Consider the following 18,932-nt stretch of genomic DNA (forward strand, 5'->3'; position numbering starts at 1 on the left):
CGCCTACCTGGCACGCACCCGTCCGGAGCTGATCGGCTCGCTCACGCTGCTCAACACGATGATCGACTGCGCGGACGACGTCGAGCGTGCGTCGGCGACCTCACCGCCGCAGGCGCCCCCGCCGCAGGCGCCCCCGCCGGCGGCGTCACCCCTGATTGCCGCCGATCGCGTGGCCCAGCCCGCCCCCCGCGCCGCCCCGCTGAGCGGCGACGATCGACGCGCCGCCCTGCGCCGCGCGATGGCCGGCACGATGGCCCGCTCCAACAGGGAGATCCCGCACTACTACCTCGCCGCGGACATCGAGCTGCGCTCCGCGCTGGCCTGGCTGGAGCAACGCAACGCGGCTCGGCCGGTTACCGAGCGGGCGCTGCCCGTCGTGCTGCTGCTGAAGGCGACGGCGCTGGCCCTTCGGAGGACGCCCGATCTCAACGGGTCCTGGGAGCAGGACGACTTCCGGCCGGCCGACGCCGTGCACCTCGGCGTGGCGGTCGCACTGCGCGGCGGCGGTCTGGTGGCTCCGGCCATCCGCGACGCGGACACGCTTTCCATCACCGAGCTCATGGTGGCGCTGCGCGATCTCAGCGGGCGGGCCCGCCAGGGCCGGCTGCGCTCCTCGGAGGTCGCCGAGGCCACGTTCACGGTCACCAGCCTCGGCGACCAGGGCGTGGACACCGTCCTGCCGGTGATCTACCCGCCACAGGTCGCGATCGTCGGCTTCGGCCGGATCAGGGACCGCCCCTGGGCGGTCAACGGCGGACTCGCGGTCCGGCCGGTCGTGACGGCGGCGCTGGCGGGGGACCATCGAGTCAGCGACGGCCGCCGTGGGGCGGCCTTCCTCAAGGCACTCGACACCCTGTTGCAGGATCCGGAGGGGCTGTGATGGACGAAGCGGACCTGCGAGCGGTCGTCCTGCGCTCGCTCGGCGAGATCGCACCCGAGGCCGACCTCGCCGGGCTGGATCACCGTGGCGACCTGCGCGAGGAGCTGGAGCTGGACTCGTTGGACATCCTCAACCTCGCCATCCGGCTCTACGAGGCGACGGGTATCGACGTCCCCGAGCGGGACTACGCCAAGATCGTGACCGTCGACGGCTGCGTCGACTATCTCGGCGGGAGGCTCGAAGGACGCGCCGGCTGAGCTCCGCGGCGCTCGGAATCACCCGGGGCACAAGCAGCAGGTTCAACGGCGAACGAGAGGTGTACGAGTATGTCGACGCCGAGCCATGACTACACGGGCGGCGCACGCGACGTGGTGACGCCTTCTCCGGCCCGCGAGGCGGCTCCCAGGGTGCTCGCGAGCGCGGTCGGCATGCTTGAGCTGACCAGGCGGAAGCGGCTGCATCACCCGCGCGGGCGCGTCGGAAGGGTGATCCACTTCGCGGACGGTACGAGCGGCCGCATCTACCGCGAGACCATCGTCGACGAGGGCGTCGCAGCCGATCCCGCGGTCCTCGTCGTCGGTTTCGTGCTCCGCGGAATCCACGGGCGCGCCCATCGCGCATTCCGCGTGGAAAGCTGGCTGAACACGCCGCTGTTCGTGGGCTTTCCAGGTTTCACCGCCAAGCTGTGGACGGCCCACGACGAGCACGAGGTGTACCGAGGCTTCTACGAGTGGGACGGCGCGGACCGCGCTGCGAGCTACGTCCATGCGCTGAGCTGGGTGCTCGGGCTGGTCTGCGTGCCGGGCTCCATTCGGGCACACATCACCGTCGGCGTGCACAGCGCGGATGCACTGGCTCATCCGGAGCGGCTCGGGCCCTCCGGCACGGGAACGGAGCAGTGGTGGCGACCGCTGGCACCCCTCAGCCCGCGCTGAGATCAGTCGACCTCCTCGTCGTCGGTGCGGGCCCGGTCGGTCTGGCCCTCGCGCTGCAGGCACAGCAGTACGGCGCGAACGTCGCGGTCGTCGAACGACGCTCGCGCCTGGCACGCCCGTCGCGAGCGATGTTGCTGTGGACGCGTACCGCGCAGGCGCTCGACCGCCTCGGCGTCGCCGAGGAGCTGGCGGCTCTTCCCGGGGCGCCGACAGGGACGACCGTGCACCTCGGCGACCGGCACCTGCAGGTGCCGTTGGCGGCGTTGGGCCGCCGTGGCCGTCGTCCGCCGCTGGTGGTTCGGCAAGCGGATGTCGAGGCGGTCGCACGCAGCGCCGCCGTCACCCGCGGCGTCCCGGTCCTCGACCGCACGGAGCTGACGGACCTGGTTCTCGACGGTGCAGGCGCCGTCGCGACGCTGTCGACTCCGGACGTGACATGGCAGACGAAGTGCCGGTTCGTCGTGGGCTGCGATGGTGCGGAAAGCACGGTGCGCCGCCTAGCCGGCATCTCGTGGCGCGGCCACACCTATCCGCAGGAGACAGTGCTGGCCGACGTCGAGATGGACGACCTCACGCCGTCCGTCGCCCACATCGGTGCGGGACGCGCCGGCATCGGCTTTCTGTTCCCAGCGGGCGAGCACGGAGCCGTCTGGCGCCTGGTCCTCACGCGCGCGAGCCGCGGGAGCACGACGCCACCGGGCCGCGACGGACCTGCACTGCCGGTCCCGGAGCTGCGGGAGGCAATGAGCGGGGCAAACCTGCCCGGCCGGATCAGCGCCGCGCCGTGGTCGACCCGGGTGCGGCTCCAGCACCGGCACGCCGGCACGTATCGGAGTGGGCCGATCTTTCTCGCAGGAGACGCCGCCCACGTCTTCTCACCGGCCGGTGCGCAAGGGATGAACACCGGCCTGCAGGACGCAACGAATCTCGGTTGGAAGCTGGCAGCGGTGCTGAACGGGTCCATCGACCCGCGAGCGCTGCAAGCGTCGTACGAAGCGGAGCGGAGGCCGGTCGCTCGCCAGGTCGGACTGCTCACCGACCTGCTGCTTCACTTTGAAGCCGGCGAGCAGCTCCTTCCGCGGTGGACACGCACCGCCCTGCTACCCGCCCTGGCCCCGGCCGTACCCGCCGTCCTGAAGATCCGTGCGGCGAGCGCACCCATCGGCTGGGTACTGTCCCAGGAATGGGTCCGGTACCGCGGCGCGCTCACCGCCCACCGCCGCTCGCTGAGCCGTTGGGGCGCAGGGCGGTTCGCACCTGCCGCGCACGTGACGATCGACGGCCGTCGAGTCGCTCTGCACGAGGTCACGGCCCGGCCGGGGGTCCACGTCCTGCACGGGCGCGCCTTCCCCGTCGCCCAGCTCAGTGGCCTACCGGGTGTACGACTGCATTCCATCGACGGCTGGCCGGTGGAGCAGGTGGCGGTGGTGCGCCCGGACGGTTACATCGGCTACTTCGACCGGGCCGGTGATCCGGCGTCTCTGCTGGCTTGGCTGCAGGTGGTCACCGGCTACGCGGCTGATCAGCACCATGGGTGTACCGAGTAGCGGCTGAGCCGCCCGCCTTCCGCGGGCCCCTCGCCCGCCACGGCTCGGCCCCACGACCCACAGTCGACCTCCCGGCGCGCACTGTCCATCCCCGCCGTAACCTAGACTGGCTTGTTGGTGCCGCGCGTCCTCTCGCGCGACCCTGGTTTTTTCTCCCACCGCTAGGAATTCTCAGTGCTTCTCGCCGCCACCGAATCGTCCGGCCTCGGCTCCCAGCTCACGATGCTGCTTCCCCTGCTGCTCATCGCCGGAATGATGTTCCTCATGTTCCGCAGCCGCAAGAAGCAGATGGCTCAGCAGTCGGCGATGGTGACCTCGCTCGTGCCCGGCGTCCGGGTGCTGCTGGGCAGCGGGTTCTTCGGGACCATCCAGCGGGTCGAAGGGGACCGCGCCGACATCGAGATCGCGCCCGGCGTCGTCACGACCGTGCTCACCCGCTCGATCCTGCGCGTCGACAACGGCGACCAGCAGACGGCCGGCGACGACCTGATCGGTCGTGAGCGCGGCGACGAGCCGCCGGCCTCGCCGATCGACGAACGCTAGAGGCGCGGCCGACAGAAGGTAGCTGAACGTGGCTCGACCTCACGGATACCCGCCCGTGGCGCGGTACTTCGTCGCCCTGCTGGCGATCTTCGCCGCGCTCGGCGCCGGCGTCTACTTCGGCGGCAACGACTACACCCCCAAGCTGGGTCTGGACCTGCGCGGCGGTACGACGGTCACGCTGCGGGCCGTCACCGAGTCCGGCGGCGCCCCCAGCGACGCCGACCTGCAGGTCGCGCGGCAGATCATCGAGGACCGGGTCAACGGCCTGGGCGTCGCCTCCGCCGAGGTGGCGACCGAGGGCGATCGCAACATCGTCATCTCGGTGCCCGGCACGGGCGGTGAGCAGGTCAAGGACCTCGGCGCCACCGCGCTGCTCGAGATGCGCCCCGTGGTCAACGTGCTCGCGGCCGACGGCAGCTCCGCCGCGACGCAGCCCACCGAGGGCGCGGCGACCGGCGGCGCGACGGCCACGCCCGGCGCGACGGCTCCGGCCAGTGCGGCCCCGACGGACGGTGCGACGACGGGGTCGGCTGCGCCCACCAGCAACGGCCGTCCGGCTCCGCCCCTCGCCGAGGGCACCTCGTCCAGCGCACCGGCGCCCAGCGCGCCGTCGTCCGCTCCTGCGGCACCTGCCTCCCCGGGCGGCGGCACCCAGACCGTCGACCAGGGCGCCGACACCCAGGAGGCGGCCACCGCGCTCGCGCCCCAGCTCGACTGCTCGAAGGTCAACGTGAACGCCAAGCAGCCCGCGGCCGGCCAGTACATGGTCGCCTGCGGCGACGGCGGCGTGAAGTACGTGCTCGGCCCGGTCATCTTCAAGGGCACCGAGATCAAGAACGCGACGTCCGGGTTCGACACCCAGGGCGGCCAGGGCTGGGTCGTGACCCTCGACCTGCAGAACCAGGCGCGGGCGCGGTGGGCCGACTACACCGGCGCGAACATCGGCAAGGCCACCGCGATCGTCCTCGATCAGCGGGTCATCTCCGCACCCACGATCCAGGGGCGCATCGACGGCACGACGACCATCACCGGCCAGTTCAACCAGGCGTCCGCCGCGAACCTGGCCAACTCGCTGAAGTACGGCGCGCTGCCGCTGACCTTCACGCAGTCCGAGGCGCGGTCGGTCTCGGCGACCCTCGGCCTCGAGCAGCTCAAGGCCGGCATGCTGGCCGGCGCCATCGGCCTCGGGCTCGTCGTCATCTACTGCCTGCTGTACTACCGGCTGCTCGGCTTCATCACGATCCTCAGCCTCGCCGTCTCCGGTGCCCTCGTGTACGCCGTCCTCGTGCTGCTGTCTCGCGGCATCGGCCTGACGCTCACGCTCTCCGGCATCGCCGGGTTCATCGTCGCGATCGGCATCACCGCCGACTCCTTCGTGGTGTACTTCGAGCGGCTCAAGGACGAGATACGGGACGGCAGATCCATGCGCTCGGCCGTGCCGCGCGCGTGGGACCGCGCCCGTCGCACCATCCTGTCGGCGGACGCCGTCAGCTTCCTCGCGGCCCTCATCCTGTACCTGATGACGGTCGGTGAGGTGAAGGGCTTCGCGTTCACCCTGGGCCTGTCGACCATCCTCGACCTCGTGGTGGTCTTCCTGTTCACGCACCCGCTGATGGCCTGGCTGTCGCGGTTCAACATGTTCGCCTCGCCGGTGTTCTCCGGGCTGGGGCAGGCCGCGCCGCTCGAGCGCCGGACCCGACGCTCGGCTCCCAAGGCCGCGGGCGCGACGGCCAAGGAGCGCGCCGCGGCACGCCGTGCCGAGCGCGGCTCCGACGGTGCGGCGGAACGCGCGACCGACGACGCGGAGGCAGCGAAGTGAGCACCGTGACCGACGACGCGACCAGCGAGCCGTCCGCCGCGCTGGTCAACCAGCATCCCAAGAAGGGCCGCGGGAGCTTCGTACACCGCTTGTACACCGGCGAAGCGGGCTTCGACTTCATCGGCAGGCGTCGCATCTTCTACGTGATCTCGCTGCTGCTGGTGGTCGGCAGCATCGCGTTGATCGGCTTCAAGGGGATGAACTTCGGCATCGACTTCGCCGGTGGCAACACCTTCGAGGTGCCGGCCGCGGCGAGCGACCAGAACCAGGCCACGGCCGTGGTTCAGAAGGGGCTCGACAAGGCGAACGCGTCGCTGGGCGCGGGCGCCGAGCCGGCGCAGATCGCATCCACCCAGGTCGTCGGCTCGGGCAGCGGCACCTCCATCCTGGTCAAGACGAGCGTCGTCCAGCCCGCGACCGCCACCGCGATCGCCGACGACCTCGCCAGCACCTTCCGGCCGGAGATCGAGAAGCGGCTCACCGCCGCCGGCACCCCGATCACCGATCAGGCCGTGCGGGCCCAGGTGAGCAGCCAGGCGATCGACGCCACGTGGGGCGGGGACGTCTCCCGCAAGGCGGTCTGGGCGCTGGTGGTCTTCCTGGTCGCCGTCTCGGTGTTCCTGCGCTTCCGCTACCGCAGCCAGCTGGTGATCGGTGCCCTGACGGCGCTGCTGCACGACCTGGTCGTGACGGCAGGGCTCTACGCCCTCGTCGGGTTCGAGGTCACGCCCGCGACCGTGATCGGCATGCTGACCATCCTGGGCTTCTCGCTGTACGACACCGTCGTGGTGTTCGACAAGGTCGACGAGAACACCCGGCCGTTGCTGGCCGGCAGCCGAATGACGTACTCCGAGGCGGCCAACCTCGCCGTCAACCAAACCCTGATGCGCTCGGTCAACACCTCGGTCATCTCGCTGCTGCCGGTGGCCGCCCTGCTGTTCGTCGGGGCCGGCATCCTCGGCGTCGGCACGTTGAAGGACCTCGCGCTGGTGCTGCTGGTCGGCATGGCCGCCGGCGCCTACTCCTCGATCTTCCTCGCCGCGCCGATCGCCGCCGACCTCACCGAGCGGCGTCCCGAGTACGTCGAGCTGACCCGCAAGGTCGCCGCCCGCCGGGCGCGCGGCGCCACCAGGAAGGCCGGCAAGCCCTCTCGCAAGAGCGGTGCGCGCGCGAAGTCCCGCGCGGATGCCGCCGAGAGCGCGACGCCGTCCGCCGACGTCCTCGACGAGCCGGACGGCGCCGCCGGTCCGGGTGACGCCGTCGCCCAGGAACCCGAGCAGGGGCGCGCGCGGCGCGCCGGAGGCACCCCCCGGCCCGGCGCCAAGCCGCAGCGAGATCGGAAGAAGCGATGACCTACACCGAGCAGCTCGAAGAGATCGTCCGCTCGCACTGCACCGAGACGCCGGACTTCCCGGCCCCCGGCGTGCTGTTCCGCGACTTCACCAACCTCTTCGCCAGCGGCCCGGCGTTCACCAAGGCCGTCGACCTCATGTGCCAGGCCATCGAGTCCGAGGGCGGCGTGGACCTGGTGGCCGGCATCGAGGCGCGCGGGTTCCTGCTGTGCTCGGCCGTCGGCTACCGGCTGGGGGCCGGCGTGCTGCCGATCCGCAAGGCCGGCAAGCTGCCGTCCCCGACCGTCACCCAGACCTACGCCCTCGAGTACGGCGAGGCCACCATCGAGGTGCGCGAGGGGTTCGTGCGCCCCGGTCAGCGCGTGTTGCTGATCGACGACGTCCTGGCCACCGGCGGCACGATGGTGGCCGCCGCGACCCTGCTGCGGCAGCTCGGCGCCGAGGTCGTCGACTCGTGGGTGCTGTTCGAGATCGAGGCTCTCGGGGGCGCGGAAGTGCTGCGCAGCAACGAGATCCCCTTCAAATCCGCCTGGAGCGCGTAGGTCGTACACTTATCGCTCAGCGCGGAGAAGGGGGTGGGCGATGAGCGAGACGACCGCTGCCTCCGGGACGTCGGGTGACCTGCAGTCCACCCGCCGGCGGCGCGTGCGGAACCGGTTGGTCAGGGCGTTCGCCCCGGGCCCCCGCGGGTACGGCGTGCCCAGCATGCTCGAGCCGCTGGTCAGGGCCCACCGGGCGCACCACCCGGACGCCGACATCGACGTGCTGCGCCGGGCCTACGACACCGCCGAGCACTACCACCGCGACCAGGTCCGCCGCTCGGGCGACCCGTACATCACCCACCCGCTCGCCGTCGCGGTCATCCTCGCCGACCTCGGCATGGACACCACGACGATCGTCGCCGCGCTGCTGCACGACACCGTCGAGGACACCGACTACACCCTCGAGCAGCTGATCAGCGACTTCGGGCACGAGGTGGCTCATCTCGTCGACGGCGTCACCAAGCTCGACAAGGTGCAGTACGGCGACGCCGCCCAGGCCGAGACGATCCGCAAGATGCTGCTCGCCATGGCCAAGGACCCGCGGGTGCTGGTGATCAAGCTGGGCGACCGGCTGCACAACATGCGGACGTTGCGCCACCTGCCGCCCGCGAAGCAGGCCAAGAAGGCGCGCGAGACCCTCGAGGTGCTCGCTCCACTGGCCCACCGGCTCGGCATGAACACCGTCAAGTGGGAGCTGGAGGACCTCGCGTTCGCCACCCTGCACCCCAAGCGCTACGACGAGATCGCCCGGCTGGTGGCCGACCGCACGCCGTCCCGCGACACGTTCCTCGACTCGTTCATGAAGGACGTCGGACAGAAGCTCCGCGAGTCGGGGATCCGCGCCGAGCTCACCGGCCGGCCGAAGCACTACTACTCGATCTACCAGAAGATGGTCGTTCGCGGCCGCGAGTTCGACGACATCTACGACCTGGTCGGGGTGCGGGTCCTCGTCGACTCGGTGCACGACTGCTACGCGACGCTCGGGCTGCTGCACTCCCTGTGGACGCCGATGCCGGGCCGCTTCAAGGACTACATCGCGACGCCGAAGTTCAACATGTACCAGTCGCTGCACACGACGCTGATCGGTCCGACGGGCCGCCCGGTCGAGCTGCAGATCCGCACGCACGAGATGCATCGGCTGGCCGAGTACGGCATCGCCGCGCACTGGCGCTACAAGGCCCGCGGCGGCACCCAGGGGTCGACGAAGGCCGACGACATGCAGTGGGTCCGGCAGATGCTCGAGTGGCAGAGCGACACGCAGGAGTCCGGCGACTTCATCGACACTCTCAAGCAGGACCTCAGTGCGGGCGAGGTGTTCGCGTTCACCCCGAAGGGCACCGTCATCCACCTGCCCGGGGGAGCGACGCCCGTCGACTTCGCGTACGCCGTCCACACCGAGGTCGGGCACCGCTGCGTCGGGGCACGGGTCAACGGATCGCTGGTACCACTGGATTCCACGCTCAGCAACGGCGACGTCGTCGAGATCCTCACCTCGAAGTCCGACGCCGCCGGACCGTCGCGCGACTGGCTGCAGTTCGTGGTCGCGCCTCGCACGCGCACCAAGATCCGGCACTGGTTCGCCCGGGAGCGCCGCGAGGACGCGATCGAGAACGGTCGCGAGTCGCTCACCAAGGCGATGCGGAAGGCCGGCATCCCGCTGAAGCGGGCGTTCGCCGACGGCGCCATCGAAGCCGTGGGCGCGAAGCTGTCCTACGACGGGCCCAACGCGCTGTACGCCGCCATCGGCGAGAACCACGTGTCGTCGACGAGCGTGACCGCGAAGATCGTCGCCGAGCTCGCCAAGCGGGACGCGCAGGCCGAGCCGGAGCCGGAGGAGCCAGAGCTGCTCCGGCAGCGCCGTCCGCGCCGCGACCCGAGCAACTCGGGCGTGACGGTCAAGGGCCACCACGACATCTGGGTCAAGCTGGCCCGCTGCTGCACACCGGTTCCCGGCGACGAGATCCTCGGCTTCGTCACCCGCGGCGGGGCGGTCAGCGTGCATCGCGTCGACTGCAGCAACACCAAGGCGCTGCGCGAGGAGCCGGAGCGGCTGATCGAGGTGGAATGGGACACCGGCTCGCAGGCGGTCTTCCTCGTCGCGATCCAGGTGGAGGCCCTCGACCGGCAGGGGCTGCTGTCGGACATGACGCGGGTGATCTCCGACGAGAAGGTCAACATCCTCTCGGCCAACATGCAGATCGGCAAGGACCGGGTCGCGACGAGCCGGTTCACCTTCGAGCTGGCGGACGCGAAGCATCTGGTCAACGTGCTGCGCAACGTGCGCGGCGTGAACGGTGTCTACGACGCCTACCGCGTCACCGACTAGCCGACCTGGCCCTGCCCACGGTCCTCGAACCGCGGGCCCCTTCACGGTCGTCGAACCGCGGGCCCCTTCACGGTCGTCGAGCCGCCGGCCCCTTCACGGTCGTCGCGCCGCCGGCCCCTTCACGGTCGTCGAGCGAGCGGCCCCTTCACGGTCGTCGAGCGAGCGAGCCCCTTGGGGCGAGCGACGTCGAGACGTCGCGGGTCGCTGGTTCGGGTATGTCGAGCGGTGCCTGCGCGTTCCCGCGGGAACGCTGTTCGTCGCTGCGGTGGTCGGGCGCATTGTCGGCTCCCGGCGTCTCGACGTCGCTTCGCCTATCGGCTCCGCTCGCTCGACGACCGTGGGGCGACCGTGGGGTTCGTCGAGGACCGTGGGGTTCGTCGAGGACCGCGGGGTTCGCTCGACGACCGTGGGGCGACCGTGGGGTTCGTCGAGGACCGTGGGGTTCGTTCGACGACCGTGGGGCGACCGTGGGTTCGTTCGAGGGCCGTGGGGTTCGTTCGAGGACCGTGGGGAGGCGGCCCGTTCACGATCGTCGCGCCGGCTAGGAGATGACGGCCAGGTTGGTGATGGTCACGGGGTTCTTCGGGGCGCCGTCGCTGGCGCCGTTGGACGTGCCCTCCGCGGCGATCGCCTTGACGACGTCGAGTCCCTCGGTGACCTTGCCGACCACCGAGTACTCCGGGCCGAGCGCGTCGCTGCAGGACTTGTAGCAGATGAAGAACTGCGAGCCGGTGCTGTTGGCGGCCTGGCCCTTGGCCATCGCGACGGTGCCCTCGGGGTAGGGGTCCGCGGACGTCGGCGGCTCCTCCGAGAAGTGGTAGCCGGCGCCTCCGCTGCCGGAGCCGGTGGGGTCACCGCACTGCAGGACGCCGAGCGCGCCGGTGGTCAGCCGGTGGCAGGGCGTGCCGTCGAAGAAGTGCGCCTCGGCCAGGAACGCGAAGCTGTTGACCGCGCAGGGCGCACCGGCCCGGTCGAGCCGCATCTTGATCTCGCCGCGGTTGGTGCTCATGCCCAGATCGACCGTTCCGGTCTTCTTCAAGCCGTCGGCGGACGGAAGGCCGACGGTCGGCTCCCCGCTCCCGTCGGCGGCGTAGCCGCAGGCATTGGCGGCCTTCTTCGCCGCACTGTCGGTGCTGCTGACCGCCATCCAGGTCACCAGTCCGATGACGGCGACCGCGGCGACCAGACTCAGGATGATCATCTGCTGCTTGCGCTGGCGCTCGGCTTCCTTGCGGGCCGCGATCTGGGCCTCCAGCTTGCGGTGGGCGGCGGCGCGGCGTTGCTTGGCGGTCGACACGAAAGAGATCCTCTGGTTTGGGCACAGACCAGGCCAGTCTAGAGGGCGCCCCTCGCATCCTCGCGGTGGCGCGCGCAGCGAGGGCGTCGTCACGTTGCGGCGACGGGTAGCCTGGTCAGGTGCTAGTGACTGGATTCCCCGCGGGCGTGTTCGCGACCAACTGCTACATCCTCGCCAGCGAACCCGGCGCGGAGTGCATCATCGTCGACCCGGGCATGGATGCCATGCCCACGCTGACCCAGGTGCTCGAGGAGCATCGGCTCAAGCCGGTCGCGGTCGCGCTGACCCACGGTCACCTCGACCACACCTGGTCGGTCACCCCGCTCGTCGACGGGTACGACATCCCGGCGTACCTGCACGGTGACGACGTCGACATGGTCGCCAACCCGCTCGAGTGGCACAGCCGCGGGCTGGTCGACATGGTCGGGGGCGACCCGTCGAAGGTGCCGGCGTTCGACGACGTCAAGGTGCTGAACGACGGTGAGCAGATCAGCATCGTCGGCGTCGAGCTGACGGCGCGGCACACCCCCGGCCACACGCAGGGCTCGGTGATCTTCACCTTCGAGCACCCCGAGGCCCCGGTGATGCTGTCCGGCGACACCTTGTTCCAGCAGGGCATCGGACGCACCGACCTGCCCGGCGGTTCGTACGAGGCGATCATGCGCTCGATCGACGAGGTGTGCCTGTCGTACGACGACCGCACCGTCGTGCTGCCCGGCCACGGCGGCCAGACCAGCATCGGTGCGGAGCGCGCGAGCAACCCGTTCATCCTCCAGTACCAGCGCGACCAGCAGTCGCGGTCCTGAAAGGCATTCATGTCACGCATCACCCCGCTCACGGGATTCCCGGAGTGGCTGCCGCGCGAGCGTGTCGTCGAGCAGCGCTTCCTCGACATCCTTCGGGATACCTTCGAGCTGCACGGCTTCTCGGGCATCGAGACCCGCGCCGTCGAGCCGGTCGACTTCCTGCTGCGCAAGGGGGAGATCGACAAGGAGGTCTACGGCGTCCGACGCATCCACGCCGACCAGGCCGAGCGGGACGCCATGGCCCTGCACTACGACATGACGGTGCCGTTCTCGCGCTACGTGCTGGAGAACGCCGGGAAGCTCGAGTTTCCGTTCAAGCGCTACCAGATGCAGAAGGCCTGGCGCGGGGAGCGGCCGCAGTTCGGCCGGTTCCGGGAGTTCATCCAGGCGGACGCCGACATCGTCGACCGGGGCACGCTCTCACCGCACTTCGACGCCGAGATCGTCTCGCTCATCGTCGATCTGTTCCGGCGTCTGGACTTCGGGCGCGCGACCGTCCGGGTGAACAACCGCAAGATCCCCGAGGGGTTCTATCGCGGTCTCGGCATCGCCGACACCACAGGCGTGCTGCAGGCCGTCGACAAGATCGACAAGATCGGCGTGAAGATCCGCGACCTGCTGCCGGACGAGGTGACCGACGAGCAGGCCGACAAGGTGATGGCTCTCGCGGGCATCCGCACCGCCGACGGCGGGTTCGCGACGCGGGTGCGGGCGCTCGGCGTGACGCACCCGCTGCTCGAGGAGGGCCTCGCCGAGCTATCGGCTTTGATCGACGCCGTGGCGCCGTACGCCGACGGCACGGTGCTCGCCGACCTCAGCATCGCGCGGGGCCTCGACTACTACACCGGCACGGTGTTCGAGACCAACCTCGACGGCTTCGCCGAGCTCGGCTCGGTCTGCTCCGGCGGCCGGTACGACGAGCTCGCCAGCGACGGCAAGTCCACCTACCCCGGCGTCGGCCTGTCCGTCGGCGTCTCGCGCCTGATGGCGGTGCTCGTGCGCGACGACCTCGTGCGCCCGTCCCGTGGCGTCCCGACCTGCGTGCTCGTCGCACTGGCGGATGACGCGCACCGGGACGCGAGCAACGCGATCGCGCACGCCCTGCGGGCCCGGGGGATATCGGCCGAGGTGTCGCCGTCCGCGGCGAAGTTCGGCAAGCAGATCAAGTACGCCGACCGGCGCGGTATCCCGTTCGTCTGGTTCACTTCGGACGACGGCACGCAGCAGGTCAAGGACATCCGTACCGGCGAACAGGTCGATGCCGACCCCGACGCCTGGACACCGAGCGAGGACGACCGCGCGCCTCGCCTCATTCGCAAGGAGCAGTAAGTGATTCGTACCCACCTGGCATCGAGCCTGAGCGCGACCGACGCGGGGCAGACCGTCACCCTCGCCGGGTGGGTCGCGCGGCGGCGTGATCACGGCGGAGTGATCTTCGTCGATCTGCGCGACTCGAGCGGCGTGGCCCAGGTCGTCTTCCGCGAGGGCGACATGGCGCAGAAGGCGCACCGACTGCGTGCGGAGTTCTGCATCGCCGTCACCGGCAAGGTCGAGGTGCGCCCCGAGGGCAACGAGAACCCGAACCTGCCCTCGGGCGAGATCGAGGTGTACGTCGACTCCCTCGAGGTGCTCAGCGAGTCCGCACCGTTGCCGTTCCAGATCGATGCCCAGGGCATCGGCGAGGTCGGCGAGGAGGCGCGGCTGCGCTATCGCTACCTCGACCTGCGCCGCGAGCGTTCCGGCAATGCGCTGCGGCTGCGCAGCAAGGTCAACGCAGCTGCGCGCGCCGTCCTCGCCGAGCGCGACTTCGTCGAGATCGAGACCCCCACGCTCACCCGTTCGACGCCTGAGGGGGCGCGCGACTTCCTCGTGCCGGCTCGGCTGGCTCCGGGATCGTGGTACGCGCTGCCGCAGTCGCCACAGCTGTTCAAGCAGCTGCTCATGGTCGCGGGCATGGAGCGCTACTACCAGATCGCGCGCTGCTACCGCGACGAGGACTTCCGCGCCGACCGCCAGCCGGAGTTCACCCAGCTCGACATCGAGATGTCCTTCGTCGACCAGGAGGACGTGATCGAGCTCGGCGAGTCCATCATCGCCGCGCTGTGGCGGCTGATCGGCGTCGACGTCCCCCGGCCGATCCCGCGGATGACCTACGCCGAGGCGATGCGCCGCTACGGCTCGGACAAGCCCGACCTGCGCAGCGACCTCGAGCTCGTCGAGTGCACCGAGTTCTTCAAGGACACGCCGTTCCGGGTCTTCCAGGCTCCGTACGTCGGAGCGGTCGTCATGCCGGGGGGAGCGTCGCAGCCGCGCCGTACCCTCGACGCCTGGCAGGAATGGGCGAAGCAGCGTGGCGCGAAGGGCCTGGCGTACGTCCTCGTCGGCGAGGACGGCGAGCTGACCGGACCGGTCGCCAAGAACCTCTCGGACGACGAGCGTGCCGGGCTCGCCGCGCACGTCGGCGCCCGTCCCGGCGACTGCGTGTTCTTCGGCGCGGGCGCGGTCAAGTCCACGCGGGAGCTGCTCGGCGCGGCTCGTCTAGAGGTGTCCCGACGGTGCGGGCTCATCGACGAGGACGCCTGGTCGTTCCTGTGGGTGGTGGATGCGCCGATGTTCGAGCTCGCCGCCGAGACCGACGACGTCGCCGTCGGCTCGGGCAAGTGGACCGCCGTGCACCACGCGTTCACCGCGCCGAAGCCCGAGTACCTCGACACCTTCGACACCGATCCCGGTGCGGCGCTGTCGAACGCCTACGACATCGTCTGCAACGGCAACGAGATCGGCGGCGGGTCGATCCGCATCCATCGCCAGGACGTCCAGGAGCGGGTGTTCGAGCTGATGGGCCTCTCCCACGACGAGGCTCGCGAGAAGTTCGGCTTCCTGCTCGATGCCTTCCAGTACGGCGCTCCGCCGCACGGCGGCATCGCGTTCGGCTGGGACCGGATCGTCGCGCTGCTGCACAAGAGCGACTCGATCCGCGACGTCATCGCGTTCCCGAAGTCCGGTGGCGGCTTCGACCCGCTGACCTCGGCCCCGGCGCCGATCACCGCGCAGCAGCGCAAGGAGGCCGGCGTCGACGCGAAGCCCAAGCAGGAGTCGAAGAGCACCGCTGACGCCAAGCCCACGCAGGACGTCAAGGCCTGATCCTCGCCCCCGTTGTCATGTGCTCGCTTCGGGCGACGTCGCCCGAAGCGAGCACAACACAACGGGGAGCCGGGTGGCTACGGAAGGCCGTGCTCGGCGAGCAGCAGGAAGCTGACCAGCCAGTGCGTGCTCATGAAGTCGCCGTCCACGGTGGCGCGCGCCGCGTCCGCGACCGTCACGGCGGTCGCGGCGGCGATGCGGTCGCGTCGATCGGCGGCCACGTGCGCCGCGAGCGTCCGCAGCAGCCAGGCGCGGCTCAACGCCAGCCCGTGCAGGTGCACGGCCTTCCCGTCGGACGGATCGAGCACGAGGGTGCGTCCCAGCAGCGGGTCGTCCGGCGCCCCGAGCCCGGGCGCGAAGCGGTCGAGCCACGAGTCAAAGCCGTCCGCGGGGAGGACCTGCTGCAGCAGCGCGGCCTCGCACAACGTGGGCGAGAGGAAGTCGCTGCCGCTCGGCTCGTACGCCGTCGGTGCGTCCCGATCGTCGGCGTACCAGGTGATCGCGCCGTCGTCGAGCGACGCGACGATGTCCGGGCGGTCGAGGACCTCCGCGGCGCGGCGGGCGAGCAGCATCGCGAACGCAGTGTTCGAATGCTCGCCGTGGCGCACCGGGTAGCCCACCCGTGGAAGCCACCGCCTCAGCCTCTCGAGCACCGTGGTACCCAACGGCCGTACGGCGTCCGCCCAGCCGTGCCGGCGCGCGGTCGGCGAGGCGGCGGCGATCGACGCCAGCTGCGCGGCCCACGCCCACCCGTACGGACGCTCGTAGGCGGGATTGGCTGCCAGATAGGCGATCTCTGTCTCGATGTGCTCGGCCGTCAGCCGCCAGTCCAGCAGCCGGACTAGGTCCTGGCGCACGCCCTCGCCGATCCGATGGTCCTCCAGCAGCCGGATCGCGGAGGCCTGCATGTGCACGCTCGAGTGCCAGTCGAAGCTGCCGCAGAACGCCGGGTGCAGGGCGCGGGGATCGAGGTGCACGTCGTCCGATGACCGGTGCACATGCTGGGCGGCATAAGGAAAGTACGTCGTGAGCGCGGTGAGGACGGTGCGTGCCAGCGGGTCCGGCTCGGTCATCCGTCCAGCGGGTGGCGGCTCACTTGCGGCCACGGCCGAGCAGCCCACCGAGCAGGTCGCCGAGCCCGCCGCCGGACCCGCCGAGCAGGCCGCCGAGCAGGTCGCCGAGGCCACCGCCCGCCCTGTGCTCCGGCGCCGACGAGGGCGAGCCGGCGTCGGCCGGGGCGGGGAAGCCGGCCGGTGACTGCCCGACGCCACCGGAAGCCGGGGTGCCGGACCGGGTCGCCGTGCCGCCGGACCGCTGCGACCACTTGGCCGCCAGCCACTTCAGCACGATCGGCGCCAGCAGCGGAAGCAGCTTGGCGAGCATGTCCGACCCGAGTGCAGGGCGCGCGCCCGCGAGCTGGTCGACCACCTGGCCGGTGTTGCCGCCGAAGACGTGGTGCACGATCTTCGCGCCGTCCCGCTCGTCCTGCGCGCCGAGATCGAACAGCGTCGCCGGGTCCGCGCCCTGGTGCCGCTCGAGCGCCTGCGCGAGCGACTGCTCGCCCGCGGGATCCTGGGCGTTCGCGCCGAGGCCGCCGACCAGGGCGGGGACCGCCGCGCGCACCGCCTCGCTCGCCGTCCGCTCGTCGACGCCGAGCGTCCGGGCGACCTGGGAAAGGGGGATCTGGGCGATGAGGCTGTCGATGTCGTTCACGGCGGCACCTTCCGGCTGATGGGACGACGAGGCAACCGAAGCCTAGCGATCACGCGGCCCTCGTGCAGGGGTTCGGGACGGACCTGCACCGGCGGACCGGACCCGCGCGAGGATAGGTTGAGGGCATGACGAACACGGCTGCCTCTGACATCGTTCTGGAGCGGAAGCTCTTCGGCCCCGGCCCGACCAACGCCTATCCCGAGGCCACCGCCGCCCTCGGCCTCCCGTTGCTCGGCCACCTCGACCCGCGGTTCATCGAGATCCTCGACGAGACGTGCGACTACCTCCGCACCGTGTGGGGCACGAGGAATCCCCGTACCCTGCCGCTGTCCGCGACCGGCTCGGCCGGCATGGAGGCGGCGTTCGTGAACACCGTCGGACCGGGCGACGTCGCGGTGATCGCGGTCAACGGGCTGTTCGGCGAGCGCATGTGCGACGTCGCGGCGCGCTGTGGCGCCGAGGTCGTCCGCGTCGACCACGAGTGGGGCACGCCGGTGGACGCCGACAAGGTGCTCGCCGCGCATCCCTCGCCGAAGGTCATCGCCGCCGTGCACGCCGAGACCTCCACGGGGGTGCGCAGCGACATCGCGGCGCTCGGCGCAGGGAAGGGCGACGCGCTGCTGATCACCGACGCGGTGACCTCGATCGCCGGCATCGAGCTGCAGGCCGACGACTGGGGTGTCGACGTCGGGTACGCCGGTACCCAGAAGTGTCTCGGCGTCGCGCCGGGTCTGGCGCCGTTCACCATCTCCGAGCGCGCGTTCGAGCGGCGCATCGAGAAGCCGCAGTCGTGGTACCTCGACCTGGGGATGCTCGGCGGGTACGTCGGGGGAGCCAAGGGCGCGCGCACCTACCACCACACCGCGCCGGTCGCGATGATCGCCAGCCTGCACGCGGGGCTGCGCCGCATCCTCGCCGAGGGGCTACCGGCGGTGTGGGCGCGCCACCAGGCAGCCGGCGACGCCCTGCAGGCCGGCCTGCAGGAGCGGGGTCTCGAGCTGTTCGCGCAGGAGGGCTCGCGGTTGCCGGAGCTCACCACGGTCCGGGTCCCCGACGGCGTCGACTCGGCGAAGGTGCGCGGCTATCTGCTGGAGCAGTACGGCATCGAGATCGGCGCCGGCGTGAAGGAGTTCGCCTCCTCCGTGTGGCGCATCGGCCTGATGGGCCCGAACGCGAACCCGGCGAGCGTGGCGCTGCTGCTCAGCGCGCTGGACGACGCGATCGCCGCCACGAAGTAGCGGTGTCCGTCCCGCCGGTGACCGGCGTCCCGCCCGCCGTCGCGCGCATCGCCGGCGGGCGTACACCGGTCGCGGTGTGGCACAACGAGCTCGGCGGCCGCACGTACCGGATCGACGACGACTACGTGAAGTGGTTCGCCGGCGAGCACTGGGAGATCGACCTGCCGGGGGAGGCCGAGCGCATGCGCTGGGCCTCCGCGTTCGCGCCGGTCCCGCAGGTGGTGGCGGCCGGCCGGGACGACGGTGGGCAATGGCTGCACACCAAGGCGCTGCCGGGGGAGTCCGCGGTGCACCCGGACAACGTGGCCGAGCCGGAGCAGACGGTCGCCGCGCTCGGGCGCGGCCTGCGCCGGTGGCACGATCTGCTTCCCCCGCCGCCGTGCCCGCACCGGTGGGACGTCCGGGAACGGCTGCGGGCGCGGGGGATGGAGCAGACCCCGGTCGGCCAGCGCTACCTCGACGCGACGCCGACCATGGAGACCGACCTCGTCGTCTGCCACGGCGACGCCTGCAACCCCAACTTCCTGGTACGCGGCGGTGAGGTGGTCGGGTACGTCGACGTCGGCAGGCTCGGCATCGCCGACCGGTGGGCCGATCTCACGCCGGCGCTGGCCAGCCTCACCTGGAACTTCGGCCGTGGGTGGCAGGCGACCTTCCTCGACGGCTACGGCATCGCGCGGGATGCGGAGAAGCTCGACTACTACTCCCGGCTGTGGGACCTGGCGTGAGCGCTGACCGGCTCGGCGTGAGCGCCCGCAGAGTTGCCTGGATCACCTTCCGCTTGTTGTAG

The 18,932-nt window shown here is 71.0% G+C and carries 17 protein-coding genes; 14 read left to right on the plus strand and 3 right to left on the minus strand.

Annotated elements, in window-relative coordinates:
- From F8A92_RS11980 to F8A92_RS12015, 9 genes are all read left to right on the plus strand, one after another.
- The coding region (locus tag F8A92_RS11980) for a 2-oxo acid dehydrogenase subunit E2 (protein WP_228389402.1) at positions 1 to 880 on the plus strand (880 nt) is incomplete at its 5' end.
- Positions 880 to 1,137, plus strand: coding sequence for an acyl carrier protein (locus F8A92_RS11985; protein ID WP_153505401.1), 258 nt, complete (start codon positions 880 to 882; stop codon positions 1,135 to 1,137). The genes F8A92_RS11980 and F8A92_RS11985, both read left to right, overlap by 1 nt.
- 69 nt (positions 1,138 to 1,206) lie before the next feature.
- Entirely contained in the window at positions 1,207 to 1,815 is a 609-nt protein-coding gene (locus tag F8A92_RS18615; RefSeq protein WP_194291467.1) for a hypothetical protein, read from the plus strand.
- Complete coding sequence (locus F8A92_RS11990) at positions 1,782 to 3,362, plus strand: FAD-dependent oxidoreductase (RefSeq protein ID WP_194291468.1); 1,581 nt, start codon at positions 1,782 to 1,784, stop codon at positions 3,360 to 3,362. The genes F8A92_RS18615 and F8A92_RS11990 overlap by 34 nt, the downstream gene beginning before the upstream one ends.
- A 174-nt stretch (positions 3,363 to 3,536) precedes the next feature.
- On the plus strand, positions 3,537 to 3,905 hold the full coding sequence (gene yajC, locus F8A92_RS11995) for a preprotein translocase subunit YajC (protein WP_153505403.1): 369 nt from the start codon (positions 3,537 to 3,539) through the stop codon (positions 3,903 to 3,905).
- A gap of 55 nt (positions 3,906 to 3,960) precedes the next feature.
- Positions 3,961 to 5,724, plus strand: a complete 1,764-nt coding sequence (secD, locus tag F8A92_RS12000) for a protein translocase subunit SecD (protein ID WP_194291469.1) — start codon at positions 3,961 to 3,963, stop codon at positions 5,722 to 5,724.
- Positions 5,721 to 7,076, plus strand: coding sequence for a protein translocase subunit SecF (secF, locus tag F8A92_RS12005; RefSeq protein WP_153505404.1), 1,356 nt, complete (start codon positions 5,721 to 5,723; stop codon positions 7,074 to 7,076). The genes secD and secF overlap by 4 nt, the downstream gene beginning before the upstream one ends.
- On the plus strand, positions 7,073 to 7,618 hold the full coding sequence (locus F8A92_RS12010) for an adenine phosphoribosyltransferase (RefSeq protein ID WP_153505405.1): 546 nt from the start codon (positions 7,073 to 7,075) through the stop codon (positions 7,616 to 7,618). Before secF ends, F8A92_RS12010 begins: the two co-directional genes overlap by 4 nt.
- A gap of 40 nt (positions 7,619 to 7,658) precedes the next feature.
- Positions 7,659 to 9,944: a RelA/SpoT family protein gene (locus tag F8A92_RS12015; protein WP_153505406.1), complete on the plus strand. Its 2,286-nt coding sequence runs from the start codon at positions 7,659 to 7,661 to the stop codon at positions 9,942 to 9,944.
- Between the two features lie 541 nt (positions 9,945 to 10,485).
- Here F8A92_RS12015 and F8A92_RS12020 read toward each other — a convergent pair.
- Positions 10,486 to 11,241 (minus strand): peptidylprolyl isomerase, encoded by a 756-nt coding sequence (locus tag F8A92_RS12020; RefSeq protein ID WP_153505407.1) that lies wholly within the window; start codon positions 11,239 to 11,241, stop codon positions 10,486 to 10,488.
- A gap of 119 nt (positions 11,242 to 11,360) precedes the next feature.
- Between F8A92_RS12020 and F8A92_RS12025 the strand changes: the two genes are divergently transcribed.
- Genes F8A92_RS12025 through aspS form a run of 3 tightly spaced genes read left to right on the plus strand, consistent with a single transcriptional unit; the run spans position 11,361 to position 15,191 of the window.
- Positions 11,361 to 12,047, plus strand: coding sequence for an MBL fold metallo-hydrolase (locus tag F8A92_RS12025; protein WP_153505408.1), 687 nt, complete (start codon positions 11,361 to 11,363; stop codon positions 12,045 to 12,047).
- A gap of 9 nt (positions 12,048 to 12,056) precedes the next feature.
- A complete protein-coding gene (gene hisS, locus F8A92_RS12030) occupies positions 12,057 to 13,376 on the plus strand; it encodes a histidine--tRNA ligase (protein WP_153505409.1) in 1,320 nt (439 codons plus the stop codon).
- Positions 13,377 to 15,191 (plus strand): aspartate--tRNA ligase, encoded by a 1,815-nt coding sequence (aspS, locus tag F8A92_RS12035; protein WP_153505410.1) that lies wholly within the window; start codon positions 13,377 to 13,379, stop codon positions 15,189 to 15,191. It begins immediately after the preceding gene.
- Positions 15,192 to 15,268: 77 nt separating this feature from the next.
- On the opposite strand, the gene F8A92_RS12040 is transcribed toward aspS, so the two are convergent.
- Together F8A92_RS12040 and F8A92_RS12045 are read right to left on the minus strand one after the other, a co-directional pair.
- On the minus strand, positions 15,269 to 16,264 hold the full coding sequence (locus tag F8A92_RS12040; protein ID WP_153505411.1) for a DUF2891 family protein: 996 nt from the start codon (positions 16,262 to 16,264) through the stop codon (positions 15,269 to 15,271).
- A 19-nt stretch (positions 16,265 to 16,283) separates the two neighbouring features.
- Entirely contained in the window at positions 16,284 to 16,904 is a 621-nt protein-coding gene (locus F8A92_RS12045) for a DUF937 domain-containing protein (protein WP_153505412.1), read from the minus strand.
- A 125-nt stretch (positions 16,905 to 17,029) separates the two neighbouring features.
- Here F8A92_RS12045 and F8A92_RS12050 point away from each other — a divergent pair, with 125 nt between their 5' ends.
- On the plus strand, positions 17,030 to 18,142 hold the full coding sequence (locus F8A92_RS12050; protein WP_153505413.1) for a pyridoxal-phosphate-dependent aminotransferase family protein: 1,113 nt from the start codon (positions 17,030 to 17,032) through the stop codon (positions 18,140 to 18,142).
- A 2-nt stretch (positions 18,143 to 18,144) separates the two neighbouring features.
- Complete coding sequence (locus F8A92_RS12055) at positions 18,145 to 18,870, plus strand: aminoglycoside 3'-phosphotransferase (RefSeq protein WP_153505414.1); 726 nt, start codon at positions 18,145 to 18,147, stop codon at positions 18,868 to 18,870.
- Positions 18,871 to 18,932: the final 62 nt, after the last annotated feature.

This window comes from Cumulibacter manganitolerans (genome assembly GCF_009602465.1).
In the GTDB taxonomy this organism is placed as follows: Bacteria; Actinomycetota; Actinomycetes; order Mycobacteriales; family Antricoccaceae; genus Cumulibacter; species Cumulibacter manganitolerans.